The organism is Hydrogenophaga sp., from assembly GCF_011772445.1.
Lineage (GTDB): Bacteria > Pseudomonadota > Gammaproteobacteria > Burkholderiales > Burkholderiaceae_C > Hydrogenophaga.
This window is the reverse complement of the sequence record NZ_WVZN01000044.1, coordinates 163,496-176,966: the sequence shown is the minus strand read 5'-3', so window position 1 is coordinate 176,966 and position 13,471 is coordinate 163,496. Positions and strand designations below refer to the sequence as shown.

Annotated in this window: 14 protein-coding genes and 1 tRNA gene; 10 read left to right on the top strand and 5 right to left on the bottom strand. The window is 71.1% G+C overall.

Annotated features, from left to right (window positions below):
• The first annotated feature begins 38 nt into the window (after positions 1–38).
• The 3 genes from GTO19_RS17940 to GTO19_RS17930 are packed head-to-tail and all read left to right on the top strand — an operon-like array spanning position 39 to position 3,494.
• Positions 39–512: a (2Fe-2S)-binding protein gene (locus GTO19_RS17940; protein ID WP_291020502.1), complete on the top strand. Its 474-nt coding sequence runs from the start codon at positions 39–41 to the stop codon at positions 510–512.
• On the top strand, positions 509–2,566 hold the full coding sequence (locus GTO19_RS17935) for a molybdopterin cofactor-binding domain-containing protein (RefSeq protein ID WP_291020500.1): 2,058 nt from the start codon (positions 509–511) through the stop codon (positions 2,564–2,566). Before GTO19_RS17940 ends, GTO19_RS17935 begins: the two co-directional genes overlap by 4 nt.
• Positions 2,567–2,570: 4 nt before the next feature.
• Positions 2,571–3,494, top strand: coding sequence for an AraC family transcriptional regulator (locus GTO19_RS17930; RefSeq protein WP_291020498.1), 924 nt, complete (start codon positions 2,571–2,573; stop codon positions 3,492–3,494).
• Here the strand turns inward: GTO19_RS17930 and GTO19_RS17925 are convergent.
• The gene (locus GTO19_RS17925) at positions 3,469–4,353 is read right to left on the bottom strand and encodes an MOSC N-terminal beta barrel domain-containing protein (protein WP_291020496.1); all 885 of its coding nucleotides are present in this window, start codon (positions 4,351–4,353) and stop codon (positions 3,469–3,471) included. The two genes, GTO19_RS17930 and GTO19_RS17925, sit on opposite strands and share 26 nt — an antisense overlap.
• A 76-nt stretch (positions 4,354–4,429) precedes the next feature.
• Between GTO19_RS17925 and GTO19_RS17920 the strand changes: the two genes are divergently transcribed.
• The 3 genes from GTO19_RS17920 to GTO19_RS17910 are packed head-to-tail and all read left to right on the top strand — an operon-like array spanning position 4,430 to position 8,126.
• On the top strand, positions 4,430–5,566 hold the full coding sequence (locus GTO19_RS17920; RefSeq protein WP_291020494.1) for an FAD-dependent monooxygenase: 1,137 nt from the start codon (positions 4,430–4,432) through the stop codon (positions 5,564–5,566).
• 41 nt (positions 5,567–5,607) lie between these two features.
• A complete protein-coding gene (locus GTO19_RS17915; protein WP_291020492.1) occupies positions 5,608–6,327 on the top strand; it encodes a DsbC family protein in 720 nt (239 codons plus the stop codon).
• Positions 6,324–8,126, top strand: a complete 1,803-nt coding sequence (locus GTO19_RS17910; RefSeq protein WP_291020491.1) for a peptidase M61 — start codon at positions 6,324–6,326, stop codon at positions 8,124–8,126. The genes GTO19_RS17915 and GTO19_RS17910 overlap by 4 nt, the downstream gene beginning before the upstream one ends.
• Positions 8,127–8,142: 16 nt before the next feature.
• On the opposite strand, the gene GTO19_RS17905 is transcribed toward GTO19_RS17910, so the two are convergent.
• From GTO19_RS17905 to GTO19_RS17890, 4 genes are all read right to left on the bottom strand, one after another.
• Positions 8,143–8,649, bottom strand: a complete 507-nt coding sequence (locus GTO19_RS17905; protein ID WP_291020490.1) for a hypothetical protein — start codon at positions 8,647–8,649, stop codon at positions 8,143–8,145.
• 98 nt (positions 8,650–8,747) lie between these two features.
• Entirely contained in the window at positions 8,748–10,043 is a 1,296-nt protein-coding gene (gene paaK, locus GTO19_RS17900) for a phenylacetate--CoA ligase PaaK (RefSeq protein WP_291020488.1), read from the bottom strand.
• Complete coding sequence (gene paaI / locus GTO19_RS17895) at positions 10,040–10,480, bottom strand: hydroxyphenylacetyl-CoA thioesterase PaaI (protein WP_291020486.1); 441 nt, start codon at positions 10,478–10,480, stop codon at positions 10,040–10,042. Before paaI ends, paaK begins: the two co-directional genes overlap by 4 nt.
• Positions 10,480–11,274: an enoyl-CoA hydratase-related protein gene (locus tag GTO19_RS17890; protein ID WP_291020484.1), complete on the bottom strand. Its 795-nt coding sequence runs from the start codon at positions 11,272–11,274 to the stop codon at positions 10,480–10,482. Before GTO19_RS17890 ends, paaI begins: the two co-directional genes overlap by 1 nt.
• A gap of 120 nt (positions 11,275–11,394) precedes the next feature.
• Here GTO19_RS17890 and GTO19_RS17885 point away from each other — a divergent pair, with 120 nt between their 5' ends.
• From GTO19_RS17885 to GTO19_RS17870, 4 genes are all read left to right on the top strand, one after another.
• On the top strand, positions 11,395–12,177 hold the full coding sequence (locus tag GTO19_RS17885) for an enoyl-CoA hydratase (protein WP_291020482.1): 783 nt from the start codon (positions 11,395–11,397) through the stop codon (positions 12,175–12,177).
• A gap of 46 nt (positions 12,178–12,223) precedes the next feature.
• A tRNA-Met gene (locus GTO19_RS17880) sits at positions 12,224–12,300 on the top strand.
• Between the two features lie 62 nt (positions 12,301–12,362).
• Positions 12,363–12,923, top strand: coding sequence for a YaeQ family protein (locus GTO19_RS17875; RefSeq protein ID WP_291020480.1), 561 nt, complete (start codon positions 12,363–12,365; stop codon positions 12,921–12,923).
• Positions 12,924–12,978: 55 nt separating this feature from the next.
• Positions 12,979–13,452 (top strand): hypothetical protein, encoded by a 474-nt coding sequence (locus tag GTO19_RS17870; protein ID WP_291020478.1) that lies wholly within the window; start codon positions 12,979–12,981, stop codon positions 13,450–13,452.
• Positions 13,453–13,471 lie beyond the last annotated feature (19 nt).

Genomic DNA, 13,471 nt, shown 5'->3' with positions numbered 1-13,471 from the left:
GCGCGCAGCATGCGGGCACCTCGATACGGAGACCCGCCATGGAACTCGACATCAATGGACAGCGCCAGGCCATCGCGCCCGCCTGGCACGACGAGCGCCTGCTCTGGGTGCTGCGCGAACACCTGGGCCTCGTCGGCACCAAGCACGGCTGCGGGCAGGGCCATTGCGGCGCCTGCACGGTGCTGGTGGACGGCGCGCCAGCGCGCAGTTGCCTGCTGCCGGCCAGCGCTGTCACCGGCCGGCGCATCACCACCGTGGAAGGACTGGCCAGCGCCGCGACGGGCCTGCACCCCGTCCAGCATGCCTGGCTCGACGAGCGCGTGCCCCAATGCGGCTACTGCCAGGCCGGCCAGATCGTCGCGGCGGCGGCCCTGCTGCACGAGCACCCGACGCCCAGCGACGCGCAGATCGACGCCGCGCTGGCGGGGCACCTGTGCCGCTGCGGCACGCAGCAGCGCGTGCGCGCGGCGGTGCACCGCGCTGCCCGTGCGCTGGCCGGGGTGGCGCGGTGAAGCGCCGTGGCTTCCTGGCGGCAAGCGCTGGCCTTGCGGTGAGCTTCGCCGTGCCGGGGTGCACGCTGCCGGTATTTCCCAAGCGGCCGACGTCAAGCCATGAGGACGCGCTCGGCTGGATCCACCACGAGGAGGGGCGCTTCACGCTGCGGTTGCCGCGCGCCGAGATGGGCCAGCAGATTGCGACGGCGCTGCGCCAGGTGGCGGCCGACGAGCTGGGCGTGGACGCACGGGCGGTTTCGGTCGCCCTGCCTGCCACCGGGGTGACCGCCCGCGTGCGCGCCACGGTGGGCAGCGAATCCGTGCGCGACTTCGCGCTGCCCCTGGCCCAGGCCTGCGCCACGCTGCGGGACGCCCTGGCGCGCGGCGACACCGACGGGCGGTTCTCCGCCGAGCCGCTGCCGGCCTCCTCCCTGCGCGCATTCCGCCGCCGCCCCCCAGCGCGCGCGCCCCTGCCGCTGGTCCACGGGCACGAGATCGTCACCGGTGCCCCGCTGTACGTGGCGGACATTCGGCCCGCCGGCCTGCTGTTCGGCCGCGTGCTGCGCGCGCCGACTTCGCCCGAGCTGCCGTCGCAGCCGCTGGCCTGGAACGAGGCCGCCGCGCGGGCGGAGCCCGGCTTCGTGGCCCTGGTGCGCGACAAGCGCCTGCGGCAGGCGCAGGCCGACGGCCTGGGCATCGTGGCGCGCACGCCGGGCGCGCTCGACCGTATCGAGGCCGCCTTGGCCGTGCGCTGGCTGTGCGACAGCGGCGGCCGGGACGACACCACGGTCGCGCGCCTGCTCGACATCGATGCGCACCGCGCGCGTGGTCGCCCACCGCACGAGGTGCTTGACGAAGGCCGTGTGGACGATGGTCCCGCCTGGGACGTCGATCTGCGCATCGACATTCCCTTCGCAGCCCACGCGGCCATCGAACCCCGCGCGGCGGTGGCCGTGCCGGGCACCGACGGCGCGCTCGACCTCTGGGTCGGCTCGCAGGACGCCTGGTACCAGCGCGACGTGGTGAGCAAGACCCTGGGACTCGACGCGGATCGCGTGCGCGTGCACCCCTGCCGCGTCGGTGGCGCCTTCGGCGGCAAGACGATCTGCACCGTGGAGCTCGAGGCCGCTCTGCTGTGCGAATCCGTGCACGCGCCCGTGAAAGTGCAATGGACCCGCGCCCAGGAGTTCCGCCAGGGCTTCCATCGCCCGCCCTCCAGCCACCGCCTGCGCGCGCGACTGCGCGAAGGCCGGCTGGTCGACTGGCAGCACCACTTCGCCAGCAGCCACATCCTCTTCACCTCGGCCGGCGTACCGGCCTGGCTGCAGCGCATCACCGACACCGTGGCCGGCGACCCCGGGGTGGCGCGCGGTGCCGCGCTGCCCTACCGCGTGCCGAACGCCGACGTGCGCTTCGCATTGGCCCGCCTGCCGGTGTTCACCGGCCCCTGGCGCGGGCTGGGCGCGGGGCCGAACGGCCTGGCCATCGAATCCGCCATCGACGAGTGCGCGCGCGCCGCCGGGCTGGACCCGGTCGACTTCCGCCTGGCCCACATCACCGAGCCGCGCCTGGCGCGCGCGCTTCGCGCCGCCGTGGCAGACGCGCCCGCCGCGCCGACCGCCACGCGCAGTGGACGCGGCGTGGCCTGCGGCACCTACAAGCAGCTCAGCCACGCGGCCGTGGTAGCCGACGTTCAGGTGGCGCTCGATGGCAGCGTGCGCGTCACGCGCCTGGGCTGCGCGCACGACTGCGGCCACCTCATCGACCCCGACACCGTGCGCGCCCAGTGCGAAGGCAACCTGGTGTGGGGCCTGGGCATGGCCCTGAGCGACGCGCTCGTGGTTGCGGCCGATGGCGTGGGCAGCGACAGCTTTGCCAGCGCACCCATCCCGCGCATGACCGACCTGCCTCCCCTGGCGGTGGTGCTGATCGACGAAGGCGAGGCGCCGGGCGGTGCCGGCGAGACGGTCATCGTCGCCGCGGCGGCGGCGATCGCCAACGCCGTGCGCGCGGCCACCGGACACCGGGTCACGCGCTTTCCCATCGACCCGGCGGTTCTGGCGCAGACTTGAGGCCATGGACGATTTCGCGCCGGCCGCGATGATGCGAGTGGTGCAGCAGGGCCTGCGCCGCCAGGGCATCGCGCCACCCCCTGCCGCGCCCACCCACCTGGGCCGCGTGGCGCTGCCCGACAAGCGCGCGCACCTGCAAGCCCTGTGGCAGACCCACGGCCCCGGCGTCGTCGCGCGCCTGGGCGAGGCGGTGCACGACCTGCCGGACGACCCCCTGCTGACCGCCTTCGCCCCCGCGCGCGACCCCTTCGATCTGCTGGAACGCTGGCAGCGGCTGGAGCGCTTCGTGCACTCGCGCCACCGCGTCGAGGGGCGCGCCACCGGCCCGGCGGCGCTGAGTCTGCGCCACCTCTCGCTGCGCCGCGCGGCACCGCCCACCGACGCCGAGGACCTGCTGGTCGTCGGCCTGCTGCTGGCGCTGACGCAGCGGCTGGGCATGTCGGGTCTGCGCGCGCGGCCGTGCGGCACGCGGGCCTGGCTGTTCGACGAGGGCTGGCGCGCCACGGCGCGATGGCCGTCGCGCTTGCACGCCTGGGAATGGCAATGGAGCGGCACGATTGCCCCCACGCCGGTGGACGACGCGCCCACCCCGCTCGCGCTGCTGCAAGCCGACCCCGCGCGCGGCTGGACACTCGCGCGCCTGGCGCAGGCCATGGGCCTGAGTCCGCGCACCCTGCAGCGCCGGCTCGCCGGGCAGGGCGGGCACTTCAGCGGCCTGCTCGCGCAGGCGCGCCTGAACCATTCGGCGCACCATCTCGCCGCCAGCACGGCCTCGCTTGCCGAGGTGGGCTACCTCAGCGGATTTGCCGACCAGCCGCACTTCACCCGACAGTTCCGCGCCCACACCGGCCTCACGCCGGCTCAGTTTCGCGCGCAGTTCGGCGCCGCAGCGCCCGCCGGCCTCAATCGAAGCGCCAGTCCGCGCTGACGCGCTGCCCCACGCGCAGCGTGCGGCCGTCGCCCTCCAGCACGATGGCGTTCATGCCGAAGGTGATGGCGCCACCCACGCGCGCATCCGCGCGGTAGCCGCGCAGCGTGTCGCCCACCACGTGGCCGGGCAGCGCGGAATCGGGGTCTACGTCGGGAATCGAGCAGCGCGCGCAAGGTTTCACCGGTTCGATCACGGCCGGGCCGTCGTCGGTGGTGATGGTCAGCGCGCCCACGCGGTCCTCGTCGTGCGACTGCAGGCCGCCGAGCACGATGTTCGGTCGCACGCGGCGCTGGTCCACAGGCGCGTGACCATCGCCCACCAGGCGGGCGTTGAGCTCATCGAGCGAGGCCGCGCTGGTCAGCAACACCGCGAAGCCGTCGGCGAACTGGGTGCCGGCCTCGCGGCCACCGGTCCACTTCGGGTCGCTGGGGCGGCGCACCTCGGGATCGAAGCGCGCCAGGCGCAGGCGCTTGAGCGATTCCGGCGCGTCCGGCCCGAGGAAATCGCTGAACCACTGCGCCGCGATGTCGCCCATGTCGTAAGCCTCGACGGTGTCGTTCCACACGCGCACGGTGGCCGGGTCCTCGGCCGCGTCCAGGGCCAGGTGCAGCGAAAGCATGCCCGGCGCGCGCAGCACCAATTGCCCCATCTTGAAGCTGGGCTGGATCAGCGCCATGCGCGGCAACTCGCGCTGCGTCACGAACTCGCCCCGTTCGTCGACCACCATCCAGGCCCGGTCGTAGAGCAGGCCGGTGTCGGTCAGTTCGGCCTCCTCCAGACGCACCCCTGCGCAGGACTTGACGGGATAGATCCACAGTTGCTCGATGGTGGCCTGCACGTCGTTGTTGTCGCTCATGGTGGGATGCGTAGGTGAATGCGGGGTATGGGTATCAGCAAAACGCCGGATTGTGCCGCGCTCCTAGAATCCCGCCATGTCCAGTTCATCCTCCCCCCGACGCGCCGACGTGGCCATCCGCGGCGCCGGCGTGGTGGGCCAGGCGCTGGCCCTGCTGCTCGCGCAAGACCGCCTGCGCGTGGCCCTGGCGGCCCCCGAATCCTCCCCGCGCGCCCACGACGTGCGCGCCTACGCCTTGAACAAGGCCTCGCGCGACCTCCTGGTGTCCCTGCGCGCCTGGCCCGACGCCGTGCCCGGCGCCGTGACGCCGGTGCGCGCCATGCAGGTCTGGGGCGACGATGGCGGGCAGTTGGGCTTCGATGCCGGCGAGCTGGGCACCGAGGCCCTCGCCTGGATCGTGGACGTGCCCGCGCTGGAGCAACGCCTGGCCGACGCAGTGGGCTTCGCCGCCGGCGTCGAACGGGTCACCGAGGCCCCGCCCGCCCGCCTGACCGTGGTGTGCGAGGGCCGCCACAGCGCTACCCGGCAGGCCCTGGGCATCGACTACGACACCCACGCCTACCCCCACAAGGCCCTGGCCGCGCGGCTGCGCGCCGAACAGCCACACGGCGGCGTGGCGCGCCAGTGGTTCGCCCACGGCGAGGTGCTGGCCCTGCTGCCCATGGGCGGCGCCCATGGGCACGAACTCGCCCTGGTGTGGTCGCTGCCGGCCCAGCAGGCCGACGAATGGCTCAAGGCCGAGCCCGCGGCCTTCGCCGAGGCCGTGCAGGCGCGTTGTGCCCGGGCCCTGGGCACCCTCACGCCGCTGGCGCCCCCGCAGGCCTGGCCGCTGCAACTGTCGCGCGCGCAGCGCTGGTTCACCCACACGCCGCAGGGCGCGGTGGCCCTGGCCGGCGACGCCGCCCACGCCGTGCACCCGCTGGCCGGCCAGGGCTTGAACCTGGGCCTGGCCGATGCCGCCGAACTGGCCCGCGTGCTGCACGCCCGCGAGTACTGGCGAGAACTCGGCGACGCCAAACTGCTCAGACGTTACGAACGCGCCCGCTCAGCCGATGTCCAGGCCATGTCGCTCGTCACCGACGGCCTGTTTTCGCTGTTCGGCTTGAGCGACCCGCGCGTGCAGTTGCTGCGCAACCGCGGGCTCGCAGGCTTTCACCGCAGCGGCCCGCTCAAGCGCTGGTTCGCGCGCCAGGCCATGGGCCTGTCGCTCTGAACTGCCAGCCCCACCCACACGGTTTCCCCCGAGGCCCTTTCATGAAACTCTCGTTCAAGACCCTCTGCCTGCCGCTGCTCGCCAGCCTGGCCTTCGCCGCCTCGGCCAACGAAGCCACCATCCGCAAGAACCTGAGCGAGCGCCTGCCCAACCTGCCGCCCATTGAAGAAGTGAGCAAGACGCCCTTCCCCGGCGTCTGGGAAATCCGCATCAACCGCTCCGAACTCCTCTACTCGGACAGCGAGGGCAACTACCTGATGCAGGGCTCGATCTTCGACACCCGCAACCGCGTGGACCTGACCGAACAGCGCACGCAAAAACTCAGCGCGGTCGATTTCTCCAGCCTGCCGCTGAAGGATTCGTTCAAGGTGGTGCACGGCAAGGGCACGCGCCAGATCGCCGTCTTCAGCGACCCCAACTGCGGCTACTGCAAGCGGCTGGAGAAGACGCTGGCCGACGTCGAGGACGTGACCATCCACGTGTTCATGTACCCCATCCTCGGCCCCGATTCGGTGAAGAAGGCCCAGTCGCTCTGGTGCGCCAAGGACAAGGGCAAGACCTACCTCGACTGGATGCTGCGCGGCACCGCCATTCCCGGCGCCAGCTGCGACACCGCCGCCGTGGAGCGCAACGTCGCCCTTGGGCGCGAGCTGCGCATCAACGGTACGCCCACCATCTTCTTCGTCGACGGCACGCGCGTGCCGGGTGCCATCGACGCCGAGCGCCTCGAGACCCTGCTCAAGAGCGCCAAGGCCAAATGAGCCAAGGGCGCCGTTCCCCGCGCCGCGCGGCCGCCGCCGTTCACTACCGCATCGCGGTGGAGAACCCGCACAGCCACCTGCTCGCGGTCACGCTCACCGTCGACCGGCCCGCCGCCGGACAGCGCTTCGCTTTGCCGGTGTGGATTCCCGGCAGCTACCTGGTGCGCGAGTTCTCCCAGCACCTGCAGGACCTGAGCGCGCACCAGGACGGCCAGGCGGTGGCCCTCAAACAGCTCGACAAACACCGCTGGCAGGCCGACTGCGCCGCCGGCCAGCCGCTGGAACTTCGCTACCAGGTCTACGCCTTCGACGCCTCGGTGCGCACCGCCTACCTGGACGCCACGCGCGGCTTCTTCAACGCCACCAGCACCTGCCTGCGCGCCCTCGGATTCGAGGACCAGCCGCACGCGCTCGCGCTCGAACGCGGGGCCGCGCCCGAAGGCTGGCAAGCCGCCAGCGGCCTGGGCGCCACTCGCACGGACGACGATGGCTTTGGCGACTACCTCGCCGCCGACTACGACGAACTCGCCGACTGCCCCTTCACGCTCGGCCGCTTCTTCAGCACCGAATTCGTGGCCGGTGGCGTGCCGCACCGCTTCGTGCTCACCGGCGCGGGCGGCTGGGCCGACACCGAACGCCTGGTCGAGGACACGCGCCGCATCTGCGAGGCGCAGATCGCTTTCTGGCACGGCGACGGCGCCCCGCCCTTCGATCGCTACGTCTTCATGCTGCACGCCAGTGGCGACGGCTACGGCGGCCTCGAACACCGCAACAGCACCGCCCTCATCTGCCAGCGCAGCGACCTGCCCCGTGCCGGCGCCAAGGACCGCGCGCTCAAGGCCATCGACGGCTACACCACGCTGCTGGGTCTCATCAGCCACGAGTACTTCCACACCTGGAACGTCAAGCGCCTGCGGCCCAGGGAATTCGCGCGCTACGGCTATGACGCGGAGAACTACACCGAGCTGCTGTGGTTTTTTGAAGGCTTCACCAGCTACTACGACGACCTGTTCCTGCGGCGCGCGGGCCTGATCGACGACGCCACCTACCTGCAGCTCGTGGCCAAGAACATCAACCAGGTGACCCAGACGCCCGGGCGCCTGCTGCAAAGCGTGGCCCAGGCCAGCTTCGACGCCTGGGTGAAGTACTACCGCATCGGCGAGAACACGCCCAATGCCACGGTGAGCTACTACACCAAGGGCGCGCTGGTGGCGCTGTGCCTGGACCTCACGCTGCGCGACGAGGGCCGTGGCTCACTGGACGAGCTCATGCGCGAGCTCTGGCGCCGCTGCGAGGGCGGCCCGATGCGCGAGAGCGACGTGCGCGCGGCGCTGCGCCGCGTGGGCGGCCGCGCCTACGACGGCGAACTCGCCGCCTGGGTGCACGGCACGGATGACCTGCCCGCCGAGCGCCTGCTCAAGGCCCTGGGCGCCAAGGTGCAGCACGACGCTGCCCCGCTTGCCCAGCGCCTGGGCCTGCGCCTGGTCGAAGCGGGCGGCGCGCTCACCATCAAGACCGTGCTGCGCGGCGGCGCCGCCGAGGCCGCCGGCTTCGCGGCGGGTGACGAGTGGCTGGGCGTGGAGTTCGCGCCCGCGCGGCGCGGGGCGCCCGCCGAGGCCTGGCGTGTGCACCGCCTGGACGACGTGGATGCCCTGCGCGGCGACCGCGTGAAGCTCACGGCCCTGGTCTCGCGCGACCGGCAGCTGCTGCGCCTGACGCTGAACTGGCCCGCCGAGCAACAGGCCCTGCGCCTGGGCGTGGACGACGCCCAGCGGCTGGCGGGCTGGCTGGGCGGCTGAGCGCCGCCAGCCCCACTCAGGGCAGGCGCGAGGCCACGTCCTGATCGAACTGCGCCACCGTCGCGGCGTTCTTGAAGTTCAGCAGGCCGTCGCGCACGCGCGGCAGGATGGCCTGCAGATCGGCCGGCGTCTTGCAGCCCTCGATGCGCATGGCCAGCGACTCGCCCATGGGGCCGAGCTGGTCGTTGACGAAGCGCACCACCAGGCGGCGCGCGTCGGCGAAGGGCAATGCCGGCGCGGCGGACACGGCGTCGGTGAGCACGGGCACGGCAGCCACGGCGCCACCGGCGCCGTTGAGCGCCGCGCCCGTCGCCGCCGCGTCGCTCTCCACCCAGCCCTGCGCGGCCAGTTGCTCCAGCAAGGGGGCCGCGTCGGCCCCCAGCAGCTTGTCGAACTCGGCCACGCTGCGCTTGCCGTCCACCATGATCAGCAGGGACCGCAGGCGCGGGCCGAGGCCGGCAGGGCGGCTGGTCAGGGCCTCGCGGCCCTGCTCCGTCTTGAAGAAGATGAGCTGTTTGTCCATCACATCCCGGGTTTTCGCCGGGAATGTAACGATACCCCCCGGGGGTGACCAGCGGGTTTGACCTCAATTCGCCACAAACCCGCCTCCGGCCGTGCGATTCATCGCGGCCGTTGGTCGATCACCCGCTTGGCCTTGCCCTGGCTGCGCTCCACGCCACCCTCGGTCAGCAGCACCACCTCGATGCTCGTGCCCACGAAGGTCTTCACGTCGTGCTGCAGTTCACGCGCGGCACCGCGCGCCTCCTCGGCCTCGGGCGACAGGCCCGGGCGCGTCTCCACGCGCACGGTCAGGCAGTCCATGGGGCCTTCGCGCGTCAGCACGCACTGGTAGTGCGCCGTGAGTGCGCTGCGCTTGAGGATCAGCTCCTCGATCTGCGTGGGAAACACGTTCACGCCGCGCACGATCATCATGTCGTCGCTGCGGCCGGTGATCTTCTCCATGCGGCGCATGGTGCGCGCCGTGCCTGGCAGCAGGCGCGTGAGGTCGCGCGTGCGGTAGCGGATGATGGGCAGCGCCTCTTTCGTCAGGCTGGTGAACACCAGCTCACCCAGCTCGCCATCGGGCAGCACCTCGCCCGTCTCGGGGTCGATGATCTCGGGATAGAAATGGTCCTCCCAGATGGTCGGGCCGTCCTTGGTCTCCACGCACTCGTTGGCCACGCCGGGGCCCATCACCTCGCTCAGGCCGTAGATGTCCACCGCGTCGATGCCCATGCGCCGCTCGATGGCCAGGCGCATGTCGTTTGTCCAGGGCTCGGCGCCGAAGATGCCGATGCGCAGGCTGCTGTCGCGCGGGTCCAGGCCCTGGCGCTCGAATTCGTCGGCGATGGCCAGCATGTAGCTCGGCGTGACCATGATGATGTCGGGCCGGAAGTCCTGCATCAGCTGCACCTGGCGCTCGGTCTGGCCACCGCCGAAGGGCACCACCGTCAGGCCCAGCTTTTCCGCACCGTAGTGCGCGCCCAGGCCACCGGTGAAGAGGCCATAGCCGTAGCTCACGTGCACCAGGTCGCCGGGGCGCGCGCCGCTGGCGCGGATGCTGCGCGCCACCACGTTCGCCCAGGTGTCGATGTCCCGCTGGGTGTAGCCGACCACCGTGGGCTTGCCGGTGGTGCCGCTGGAGGCGTGGATGCGCACGCACCGCTCGCGCGGCACGGCGAACATGCCGAAGGGGTAGTTGTCGCGCAGGTCGGCCTTGGTGGTGAAGGGGAACTTCGCCAGGTCGTCGAGCGATCGGCAATCGTCGGGGTGCACACCCGCGGCATCGAACTTGGCGCGGTAGACCGGCGAGTTGGCGTAGGCGTGGGCCAGCGTGGCGCGCAGGCGCTTGAGTTGCAGCGCGCGCAACTCGTCGACGCTGGCCTTTTCGATCGGTTCAAGAGGGAAGGCGTTCATTCGGGGGCCTCTTCGGGAAACACATGGCCGGGGATCTGCGCGCTCTTGCCGCGGAACATCGCCACCACCTCGCCGCGCTGGTTGCTGACCTTCATGTCATAGATGCCGTGGCGGCCCGCCAGCGTCTGCTCGATGCCTTCGCAGGTGAGCACGTCGCCCGCGTGCGCGGGCCGCAGGAACTCTATGCTGCAGCCGGCGGCCACCGCGTTCCTGTTGTGGCTGTTGCAGGCGAAAGCGAAGGTGGAGTCGGCCAGCGTGAAGATGAAGCCACCGTGGCAGATCTGGTGGCCGTTGAGGTGCAGCGGCTTGACCGCCATGCGCATGGTGGCGCGGCCGGGGCCGCAGGCCAGCAGTTCCATGCCCATGGTGTCCTTGCTGGCGGTGTCGACCGCGAACATGGTGGTGCCCACCTTCTCGGCGCGTTGCTCGGGCGTCATCACTCCCCCTTGAAGCGCGCGGGGCGCTTCTCGCGAAAGGCCATCACGCCCTCGATGTAGTCGTGCGTCTTGCCCAGCGCCGACTGCGTGTCGCGCTCCACGTCGAGCTGCTGCGTGAAGCTGCGCGTGGAGGCCTCGCGCAGCAGGCCGCGCGTGGCCACCAGGGCCTTGGTGGGCATCGCGGCGAGCTTGTCGGCCAGGGCCAGCGCGCTGGCCACGCAATCCTCGGACACGTCCCAGACCATGCCCCAGTCCTTGGCCTGCTGGGCGGGCAGCTTGTCACCCGTCATGGCCAGGGCCATGGCACGCGCCAGACCCAGCCGCTCCACCAGCAGCCAACTGCCGCCAGCGTCGGGGATCAGGCCGATCTTGCTGAAGGCCTGGATGAAGCTGGCGTTGGGGGCCGCGATGGCGATGTCGCAGCACATGGCGATGGAGGCGCCCGCACCCGCCGCCACGCCGTTGACGGCCGCGATCGTCGGCATGCGCAGCGCCATGAGCCGTCGCGCGGTGGGGTTGAAGGCCTGCTCGATCACCGGGCCGGGGTCGGCCCGCTGCACCAGGTCCGGGCCGGGCTCGAAATCGAACTCGGCCAGGTCGGCACCGGCGCAGAAACCGCGTCCCGCGCCGGTGATCACCAGCGCGCGGATGGCGGCGTTCGCCTCGGCGCGGTCCAGCGCGGACCACAGGTCGCGGTGCATGGCGCGCGTGAAGCTGTTCAACGCCTCGGGGCGGTTCAGGGTCAGCAGGGCCACGGCCCCGCGTTCCTCGTACACCACGGTGGTGTCGCTCATCGTGTCTCCTCGTTGGGTGGCTGGCCGGCAATTTACCATTAACCAACCGATCGGTCGGCTAATATTTTCCCTGAGGCTATAGTCACTGGCTGGACAGAACCACCACCCCCGAGGAGATCCATGAGCACCACCCCCGAATGCATCACCGTGCGCACCGAAGGCCGCGTCGGCATCGTCACGCTCAACCGCCCCAAGCAACTCAATGCGCTGAACAACCAGCTGATGGACGAGCTGGGTGCCGCCCTCAAGGCCTTCGACGCCGACGAGAACATCGGCTGCATGATCGTCACCGGCAGCGAAAAGGCCTTTGCCGCCGGCGCCGACATCGGCGCCATGGCGACCTACACCTTCGCCGACGTCTACAAGGGCGACTACATCACCCGCAACTGGGAAACCATCCGCAGCGTGCGCAAGCCCGTGATTGCCGCCGTGAGCGGCTTCGCGCTGGGCGGCGGCTGCGAGCTGGCCATGATGTGCGACTTCATCATCGCCGCCGACAACGCGAAGTTCGGCCAGCCCGAGATCAAGCTCGGCATCATCCCCGGGGCGGGCGGCACGCAGCGCCTGCCGCGCGCCGTCGGCAAGTCCAAGGCCATGGACCTGGCGCTCACCGCCCGCATGATGGACGCCGTCGAGGCCGAGCGCGCCGGCCTGGTCAGCCGCGTGGTGCCGCTGGACAAGCTCATGGACGAGGCCCTGGGCGCCGCGCTGGTGATTTGCGGCTTCTCCCAGCTCGCCGTCATGGCGGCCAAGGAATCGGTCAACCGCGCGTTCGAGAGCGGCCTGTCCGATGGCGTGATGTTCGAGCGCCGCATGTTCCACGCCCTGTTCGCCACCCAGGACCAGAAGGAAGGCATGGCGGCATTCGTGGAAAAGCGCCCGCCCGACTTCAAGAACGCCTGAAGCCGCTTCAAACCGGCCCTTGCCATGGGCTATAATGCGCGGCTTCGGCGATATAGCTCAGTTGGTTAGAGCGCAGCATTCATAATGCTGATGTCGGTGGTTCAAGTCCACCTATCGCCACCAGATTCGCGAGGCGGGTTCCGGCAACGGAACCCGCCTTTTTCATTCCCGCCGCCCGATCCGCCATGGCCCTCAAGTCCACCGTCTTCAAGGCGAACCTGCAGGTCGCCGACATCGACCACGGCTACTACGCCGACCACGCCCTCACCCTGGCCCGCCACCCGAGCGAGACGGACGAGCGCATGATGGTCCGCCTGGCCGCGCTGGCATTGAACGCGCACGAACTGGTCGACACCTGCAAGGGCGACGGCACCCTGGCTTTCGGCGCCGGCCTGTCCGACCCGGACGACCCCGATCTGCACCTCACCGACTTCACCGGCCGCAAGCGCCTGTGGGTGGAGGTGGGCCAACCCGAGGACAAGCCCATGGCCAAGGCCTGCAGCCAGGCCGACGCGGTGCGCGTCTACGCCTTCGGCCCCGCCGCCGAGGTCTGGTGGCGTGGCATCGAGGGCAAGCTCACCCGGCTGGACAGGCTGCAGGTCTGGCGCCTGCCCGCTGAAGCGGCGCCGGCGCTGGCGGCGCTGGCAGAACGCAGCATGCAGCTTCAGGCCACCGTGCTGGAAGGCGTGCTCACGCTCAGCGGCGAGCGCGGCAGCGTGAGCCTGGAGCCGGTGCGCTGGCGATGAACCGAGGGGAGGCGTGAGACAATCGCCGCCTTCGTTCAGCCTCTGGATCTACACCATGAACCGCTGTCTCAAGCCCCTCACGATCGTGGCCTTGCTGGCCTTCGGTGCCGCCGCCCAGGCGCAGTCCGAAGCGTCCACCACCAGCACCACCACGACGACCACCACCATCCTGCCAGCGCCCGCCGTCGGCGCCCAGCCGGGCGTGCGCCAGTTCCCCAAGCAGGCGCTGCGCGGCACCATGACCGTCAAGCAGCCGCCCTATCTCGAAATGGACGACCGGGTCACCCGCTTCACGCCCGGCGCGCGCATCCTCGACGAAGGCAACCGCATCCGGCAGTCGGCCGCCTTGGTGAACCGCGAGCTCACGGTCAACTACCTCATGGACCGCCAGGGTCAGGTCACCCAGGTCTGGGTCCTCACCGAAGCCGAGAAGAAGGAACGACGCCGCACCCTGGGCGTCGAACGCAACTTCGAATTCGAATCGCAGCAGGGCGCGGCCACGCCGACCACCCTGCCCGCCACCCGCTGATCCCCACGTGAATGCGCAC

Coding starts and splice junctions, on each gene's coding strand:
- GTO19_RS17940 (WP_291020502.1), top strand. CDS start 39: ATGGAACTCGACATCAATGGACAGCGCCAGGCCATCGCGCCCGCCTGG.
- GTO19_RS17930 (WP_291020498.1), top strand. CDS start 2,571: ATGGACGATTTCGCGCCGGCCGCGATGATGCGAGTGGTGCAGCAGGGC.
- GTO19_RS17925 (WP_291020496.1), bottom strand. CDS start 4,353: ATGAGCGACAACAACGACGTGCAGGCCACCATCGAGCAACTGTGGATC.
- GTO19_RS17920 (WP_291020494.1), top strand. CDS start 4,430: ATGTCCAGTTCATCCTCCCCCCGACGCGCCGACGTGGCCATCCGCGGC.
- GTO19_RS17915 (WP_291020492.1), top strand. CDS start 5,608: ATGAAACTCTCGTTCAAGACCCTCTGCCTGCCGCTGCTCGCCAGCCTG.
- GTO19_RS17910 (WP_291020491.1), top strand. CDS start 6,324: ATGAGCCAAGGGCGCCGTTCCCCGCGCCGCGCGGCCGCCGCCGTTCAC.
- GTO19_RS17905 (WP_291020490.1), bottom strand. CDS start 8,649: ATGGACAAACAGCTCATCTTCTTCAAGACGGAGCAGGGCCGCGAGGCC.
- paaK (WP_291020488.1), bottom strand. CDS start 10,043: ATGAACGCCTTCCCTCTTGAACCGATCGAAAAGGCCAGCGTCGACGAG.
- paaI (WP_291020486.1), bottom strand. CDS start 10,480: ATGACGCCCGAGCAACGCGCCGAGAAGGTGGGCACCACCATGTTCGCG.
- GTO19_RS17890 (WP_291020484.1), bottom strand. CDS start 11,274: ATGAGCGACACCACCGTGGTGTACGAGGAACGCGGGGCCGTGGCCCTG.
- GTO19_RS17885 (WP_291020482.1), top strand. CDS start 11,395: ATGAGCACCACCCCCGAATGCATCACCGTGCGCACCGAAGGCCGCGTC.
- GTO19_RS17875 (WP_291020480.1), top strand. CDS start 12,363: ATGGCCCTCAAGTCCACCGTCTTCAAGGCGAACCTGCAGGTCGCCGAC.
- GTO19_RS17870 (WP_291020478.1), top strand. CDS start 12,979: ATGAACCGCTGTCTCAAGCCCCTCACGATCGTGGCCTTGCTGGCCTTC.